Source organism: Candidatus Planktophila sp. (assembly GCF_046070465.1).
GTDB lineage: Bacteria > Actinomycetota > Actinomycetes > Nanopelagicales > Nanopelagicaceae > Planktophila.
The window spans coordinates 1-6,335 of record NZ_JBJTMK010000016.1; the positions used below are offsets into that span (position 1 = coordinate 1).

At 50.0% G+C, this 6,335-nt stretch carries 7 protein-coding genes and 1 pseudogene; all 8 read right to left on the reverse strand.

Features of this window, described 5'->3' with window-relative positions; genetic code table 11:
* A partial coding sequence (locus ACKOVI_RS00715) for a hemolysin family protein (RefSeq protein WP_509601844.1) occupies positions 1-800 on the reverse strand: 800 nt, incomplete at its 3' end.
* Positions 782-1,219 carry an rRNA maturation RNase YbeY gene (gene ybeY, locus ACKOVI_RS00720; protein ID WP_509601846.1) on the reverse strand — a complete coding sequence of 146 codons (438 nt, stop codon included), beginning with the start codon at positions 1,217-1,219 and terminating at the stop codon, positions 782-784. The genes ybeY and ACKOVI_RS00715, both read right to left, overlap by 19 nt.
* Positions 1,216-2,202 carry a PhoH family protein gene (locus tag ACKOVI_RS00725; RefSeq protein ID WP_509601848.1) on the reverse strand — a complete coding sequence of 329 codons (987 nt, stop codon included), beginning with the start codon at positions 2,200-2,202 and terminating at the stop codon, positions 1,216-1,218. Before ACKOVI_RS00725 ends, ybeY begins: the two co-directional genes overlap by 4 nt.
* A gap of 32 nt (positions 2,203-2,234) precedes the next feature.
* Entirely contained in the window at positions 2,235-2,951 is a 717-nt protein-coding gene (locus ACKOVI_RS00730) for a 16S rRNA (uracil(1498)-N(3))-methyltransferase (RefSeq protein WP_509601850.1), read from the reverse strand.
* Complete coding sequence (gene dnaJ, locus ACKOVI_RS00735) at positions 2,951-4,063, reverse strand: molecular chaperone DnaJ (protein ID WP_509601852.1); 1,113 nt, start codon at positions 4,061-4,063, stop codon at positions 2,951-2,953. Before dnaJ ends, ACKOVI_RS00730 begins: the two co-directional genes overlap by 1 nt.
* A gap of 2 nt (positions 4,064-4,065) precedes the next feature.
* Positions 4,066-4,800, reverse strand: coding sequence for an HrcA family transcriptional regulator (locus ACKOVI_RS00740; RefSeq protein WP_509601854.1), 735 nt, complete (start codon positions 4,798-4,800; stop codon positions 4,066-4,068).
* A 24-nt stretch (positions 4,801-4,824) separates the two neighbouring features.
* Positions 4,825-5,994, reverse strand: coding sequence for a radical SAM family heme chaperone HemW (gene hemW / locus ACKOVI_RS00745; RefSeq protein ID WP_509601856.1), 1,170 nt, complete (start codon positions 5,992-5,994; stop codon positions 4,825-4,827).
* Positions 5,948-6,335: pseudogene (locus tag ACKOVI_RS00750) on the reverse strand (elongation factor 4); the annotation flags it as partial. The pseudogene ACKOVI_RS00750 and the gene hemW, both read right to left, overlap by 47 nt.

A 6,335-nucleotide genomic window follows, 5' to 3' on the forward strand; every position in this document is an offset into this window, starting at 1 on the left:
TCGATAATGACAGAGCTAATTCTACGACGGCGACCGACTGGGCGTTCTGAGGTAACGGACCAACCCTCGATAGTGACGGTGCTGCCTGCGATAGGAACTCGGCCGAGGATCTGCGCCATTAAGCCACCGATGGTGTCGATGCCCTCATAATCCTCTTCCTTAATCGTGATCTTGAGTTCTTCTGCCAGATCTTCAATGTGCAGCGAGGCCTTTGCCCGAGCTTTCGTCTCTGACAGCCAGGTAAAGCTTTCGACCCCATCATCATATTCGTCAGCAATCTCACCAACGATTTCTTCGATGATGTCTTCAATGGTGATGATGCCTGCTGTTCCGCCATATTCATCCACCACGATTGCGAGGTGAATCTGGTTGCGCTGCATATCGCGCAACAAGTCAGCGGCCTCTTTATTTTCTGGGACAAAGACTGGCGGGCGCATATGTTGTTCGACTTTTTCCGTAGTCTCAGCATCATGGTGGTCCAGCGCGCGCTTTGCTAAATCCTTCACGTAGGCAATTCCGATGATGTTATCGAGGTCATCTCCGGCAACAGGAATACGTGAATACCCAGAGCGCAGAGCTAGCGATAAACCTTGGCGAAGTGTCTTATCGCGCTCGACCCAGACCATCTCGGTGCGCGGAACCATCAGCTCGCGCACCAATGTGTCGCCGAGTTCGAAATCGTTGTCGGCAAGATGGCTGAGATCGCTCTCAATCAATCCACGTTTTTGAGCATGGTCATAGAGATATGAAATTGCATTTGCTAAATAACTCGGGAGGGGATTCATTTCTGTTGTGCCCATTTCTTGACGATAGTCTCTTGAAGTTCAAACATGATCTTCTCTTCATCTTTATCGGCATGGTCATATCCCAGGATGTGCAGTAGTCCGTGCGCTGCCAGGATGTAAATCTCGTGCTCGGCGCTGTGGCCAGCAGTCGCGGCTTGGTGGGCAGCAACAATCGGATCAATGACGATATCGCCAAGAGTTACTGCATCGTCTCTGCTTTCCGGCATATCCATTGGGAATGAGAGAACATCGGTGGTGCCTGGTTCATCCATCCATTTAATGTGAAGCTCTTCCATCTCAGCATCATCAACAAAGGTGACTGAAAGCTCGCAATCAGGATGCAAATCCATGTAATCGATTCCGAAAGTCAGCAGAGATTCAATCTCACGCTCTGGGGCAGCGACACCAGAGCGATTAGTTACCTCAATTGTCATGACTGCTTGTGAATACTGACTGGCGCATGTTTTGTCGCATCGTATGCGTCATATGCCTTCACGATGTCACCAATCAAACGGTGACGGACTACGTCTTCTGCAGTCAGATCCATAAATGCGATATCTGCCACGCCATCAAGAATGGAACGAATAATTCCAAGTCCGCTGCGCTGACCGTTAGGCAAGTCATTCTGTGTGATGTCACCTGTAATTACCATCTTGGAACCGAAACCAAGGCGGGTCAGGAACATTTTCATTTGTTCGGGTGTGGTGTTCTGGGCTTCATCCAAGATGATAAATGCGTCATTGAGTGTACGTCCGCGCATAAATGCAAGAGGTGCAACTTCGATGATTCCAGATTGAATCAAACGTGGAATCGAATCGCCATCAATCATGTCGTGCAGCGCATCAAAGAGTGGGCGCAGGTATGGATCAATCTTCTCGCTTAATGTTCCTGGCAGAAATCCCAGCTTCTCCCCTGCCTCAACTGCGGGACGAGACAAGATAATGCGATTGACCTGCTTTGCTTGCAGTGCAGCAACTGCCTTGGCCATTGCAAGATAGGTCTTACCGGTACCGGCAGGGCCAATTCCAAAAGTGATTGTGTTCTCTTCAATTGCATCGACATATAACTTCTGATTGGCTGTCTTAGGCCTGATTGTTTTGCCGCGATTACTAACGATATTCAATGAGAGAACTTCGCCAGGGCTTTGCGCTGGCTTTGCCTCAATCATCGCAATGCTGCGTAAGACTGCGTTGACGTCGAGCGCCTGACCAGAACGAATCACAACCAACATCTCGCCAAAAAGTTTTTCTAGCGCCATGCAATCAACATGTGGGCCGCGCAAGGTGATTTCATTGCCGCGCACAGTGATATTGACGGAAGGGAATGCGGCTTCAATCGCCAAGATGTTGGCATCGCCCGCACCAAGGAGAGCAACCATCGGAATGGCCGGAGGGATCGTGACTAAGAGGCGCTCCATATGAGTGAAAATGTATCGGGTGGAGGGTCTTTTCACCACACAGAAAGGGCCGTGTTGACCGCGGCAAGTGCAGCCAGACCGGCGTGAGCTGAGCGCAAAATCGGCCGGCCCATCAGAACAACCTTGGCGCCAGCGGCGGCAAAGGTTGTGACTTCCTCATCAGTTAGGCCACCTTCAGGGCCGATGATGATGGCCACCTTTGTCGCGCCAGGAACTACTACCTGAGAAATTGTCATAGTGGCTGATTCGTGAAAGACAAGTGCGAGATCTACTTTTGCAATTTCATCGATGATGTCTTCCGTTGTCGCAACTCCTGCAACGTCAGGGATACGAAAACGTCGCGATTGCTTTGATGCCTCGCGTGCTGTGTGCTGTAACTTTTCAATTTTCTCATCGGCGCGACCAATGCTGCGAGCTGCCTTCCACATCACGATCCGGTCTGCGCCGCCTTCAGTACACATCTCAATCGATTCCTTGATGCGATCGCCTTTAGGGATTGCCTGCACAATAGTGAAGTGCTGCACGAGTGAATCTTCGAAACCTGTCTCAAGAACGGTTACTGTCATCGACTTCTTATTGACGTTTTCTACACTGACGCGTGACCAGGCACCTTTACCGTCGCTTAAGTTGAAGATTTCACCCGCTGCAATACGGAGAACCTTGATTGCATGGTGTGCGTCTTCACTCTCGAATTCGTAGCGAGCACCGACCGTAGTGGGTAAATCCTCAACGAAGAATAAAGTCAACATTAACGGTGGAAGGCATCTCTAAATTTGGCGAACAATCCATCTTGATGGCGCTTAATCGTGACATCGCCATCCTTTTCACCACGTGCCTTGGCAAATTCTTTGAGCAACTTCTCCTGCTCTTTATTGAGCTTATGAGGAGTCTCGATATCAACGTGCACGATCAAGTCACCACGATGTGTGGTGCGAAGGCGAGTCATGCCCTTGCTCTTTACTGAAACCGTTGTGCCGCTCTGGGTGCCTGGCTTGATATGAACATCGATGGGTCCATCAAGGGCTTCAACTTTTACAGTTGTTCCCAAAGTTGCTGCAGCAAAAGGAACAGAGATGGCAACATGCAGATTCTCGCCATCGCGGAGCAAGTAGTCATGATCCTTCTCGACGATTTCAACGTAGAGGTCACCAGCTGGTCCGCCGCCGGCGCCGACTTCACCGCGACCTGACATCTGGATACGGTTACCAGTCTCAACGCCTGCTGGAACCTTGATGTTGATATTCTGCTTTGCACGCACACGACCATCACCAGCACACTCGCGGCAAGGATCTGTAATCACTGTTCCATAACCAGAGCAGCTGCTGCATGGTCTGGATGTCATGACCTGACCTAAGAACGACTTCTGCACATATTGCATCTCACCACGACCACCGCAGACTTTGCAGGTCTCTGGGTGTGAATTATTGGCAGTGCCTTGGCCTTCGCACTTTTCACAAACAACCGCGCTTTCGATAGTGATATCGCGTTCGGTTCCAAAGCAGGCTTCATGTAAATCAACTTCGATACGAATCAGCGCATCTTGCCCCTGACGCATACGTGGACGAGGTCCGCGATTTCCACCGCCACCAAAGAATGCATCCATGATGTCGCTAAATCCGCCGCCGCCGAATCCTCCACCGAAGTCGTTAAAACCGCCGCGGCCACCCATGTCGTATTGCTGACGCTTTTGCGGATCGCTCAAGACATCATAGGCAGCGGTTACATCTTTAAATTTATTCTGCACCTCAGGATCCGGATTAACATCGGGATGCAGCTCGCGCGCAATCTTGCGATAGGCCTTCTTAATCTCATCCTGCGTTGCTCCGCGTTGGACGTTAAGAAGCTCGTAAAAATCAGCCATTGTTATTGAGCACTCTCCGTAATAAATCGTCCAACATATCGGGCTACAGCAGATACTGCAGACATAGAACCAGCGTAATCCATGCGGGTAGGTCCGAGCACACCGAGCGCGCCTAATGAGTTGTTTTCAGTGCCGTACCCAACAGTGACGAGAGAAGTTGTTTGTAGATGAGCATCTTTCTGCTCGCTTCCGATCATGACATTGACCGTTGGATTGGCATCATCCAAAAGGCGCAATAGAACAACTTGCTCTTCGAGGGCTTCCAAGATCGAGGATAAATCAGTGCCATCGCCAGATCGGGCGAGGTGCGCTGTACCAGAGATAGCCATCTTCTCGCGGCTTTGTGAATCACCGATGATGGGATATTTCACGACTGCAACTTGTTTTGTAATGTCAGAGAGCAACTTGGCGCTGCGCTTAAGCAAATCTTCTAAGTCATATGAACCATGCAAAAAAGTTTCAATGGCACGGCGTTCAGCATTGGAGAGCGGTTTTACCGTCGCCAACTTATCGACGAAGATGCGATAGCCGCGATCTGTCGGTATGCGGCCTGCGCTTGTGTGGGGCTGAGCAATCAAGCCTTCATCTTCCAATACAGCCATCTCGTTGCGAATTGTTGCGGGCGAAATGCCCAGAGCATGGTTTTCAGCAATTGCCTTGGAGCCGACTGGTTCTTGAGTCTGGACGTACTCCTCAACAATGGCTCGAAGAATCTCGAGTCTGCGATCAGTAGTCATGGGCGGCAGTTTACCTGCGAACCCTTAAGCAAGCATTTCTTGAGTAATTCTGTCTGCAATCAGGCGACCTTTAGGTGTCAGTGCAATCGCATCAGGTAGATCAATAACATGGCCACTCTTGATGTATTCAACGGTGCGCTCGTATTGAGCAACTGTTAAAGCTGCCTTGCGCACTCCTGCCGGCATACGAATGGCCAACATGATGTACTCAGACTTCCTCTGTTCATCGTTAAGAACTTCTGAATCTTTAATCGGTGACTGGCCAGCAAAGACGCGCTCTTTATAAGCGGTGGGGTGCTTTACGTTCCAGAATCGCTTCTGGTCGATATGCGAATGCGCACCTGGTCCTAGTCCCCACCAGTTGTTGGATTTCCAATAGGTGATGTTGTGGCGAGATTGATGACCTGGCTTTGACCAGTTGGAGAGCTCGTACCACTTCATGCCTTTCTGCAAGGTTTGTTGATCCACCAGCAGATACATATCTGCCATCAAATCATCATCTGGCATCGTTAATTCACCGCGTTTAATCTGCGCTGCCAGCTTGGTGCCATCTTCGACAATCAGTGCATAGGCGCTGATGTGATCGATATCCAAGGAGAGCGCCTCTTTGACGGTAGATGCCCAATCGCTTAAGGATTCACCGGGTGCGCCGTAAATAAGGTCGACAGAGATAGATCCAAAACCTGCAGCGCGTGCCATATCCACTGCTTTGCGCACATTTTCTGGATTGTGAGTGCGATCGAGAACTTTAAGGACATGCTCCTTATTGGATTGCATGCCAAATGAGATGCGATTAAAACCGGCTTCGATATATCCATCGAGCTTTTCTTGAGTTACTGAATCTGGGTTAGCTTCAAGGGTAATTTCGCAATCTTCGGTAATTCCGTTGCGAGCCTTGATTGCAGTAAGCACGCGGCCTAAATCCTTGGGTGGAATCAGCGAAGGCGTGCCGCCGCCAAAGAAGATTGTGCTGACTTCGTCGGTAGGTGTTGTCTCAAGTTCCTTTAAGACAGCATCGATGTAATCAGCAGAGACGATTTCAAGAGATGCGCCATCTTGTAGCTCGGAAGGCGTATAGGTATTAAAGTCACAGTAGCCGCATCGTCGTACGCAATACGGAATGTGTACGTAGTACGAGAACACGCGCTTAGTTTTCGAGCTTGCGCGCTGCTTTGATCTTCTCGATATCAGCATCGGTAGCAAGAGCTGCAACGAAGGCTTCTTGTGGAACTTCAACGCGTCCCACCATCTTCATGCGCTTCTTACCTTCTTTTTGCTTCTCGAGAAGTTTGCGCTTACGTGAGATATCTCCGCCGTAGCACTTTGCAAGAACGTCCTTACGGATCGCGCGAATGGATTCGCGAGCGATGATGCGAGAACCAATTGCAGCCTGAATAGGAACTTCGAATTGCTGACGAGGGATGAGCTCGCGGAGCTTGCCGGTCATCATCACACCGTACGAGTACGCCTTATCGCGGTGAACAATTGCGCTAAAGGCATCAACAGCTTCACCTTGTAGCAAGATATCTACCTTC

Excerpts from the sequence above, each read along its gene's own strand:
- ybeY (WP_509601846.1), bottom strand. The coding sequence starts at position 1,219 with ATGACAATTGAGGTAACTAATCGCTCTGGTGTCGCTGCCCCAGAGCGT.
- ACKOVI_RS00725 (WP_509601848.1), bottom strand. The coding sequence starts at position 2,202 with ATGGAGCGCCTCTTAGTCACGATCCCTCCGGCCATTCCGATGGTTGCT.
- ACKOVI_RS00730 (WP_509601850.1), bottom strand. The coding sequence starts at position 2,951 with ATGTTGACTTTATTCTTCGTTGAGGATTTACCCACTACGGTCGGTGCT.
- dnaJ (WP_509601852.1), bottom strand. The coding sequence starts at position 4,063 with ATGGCTGATTTTTACGAGCTTCTTAACGTCCAACGCGGAGCAACGCAG.
- ACKOVI_RS00740 (WP_509601854.1), bottom strand. The coding sequence starts at position 4,800 with ATGACTACTGATCGCAGACTCGAGATTCTTCGAGCCATTGTTGAGGAG.
- hemW (WP_509601856.1), bottom strand. The coding sequence starts at position 5,994 with ATGCTGATATCGAGAAGATCAAAGCAGCGCGCAAGCTCGAAAACTAAG.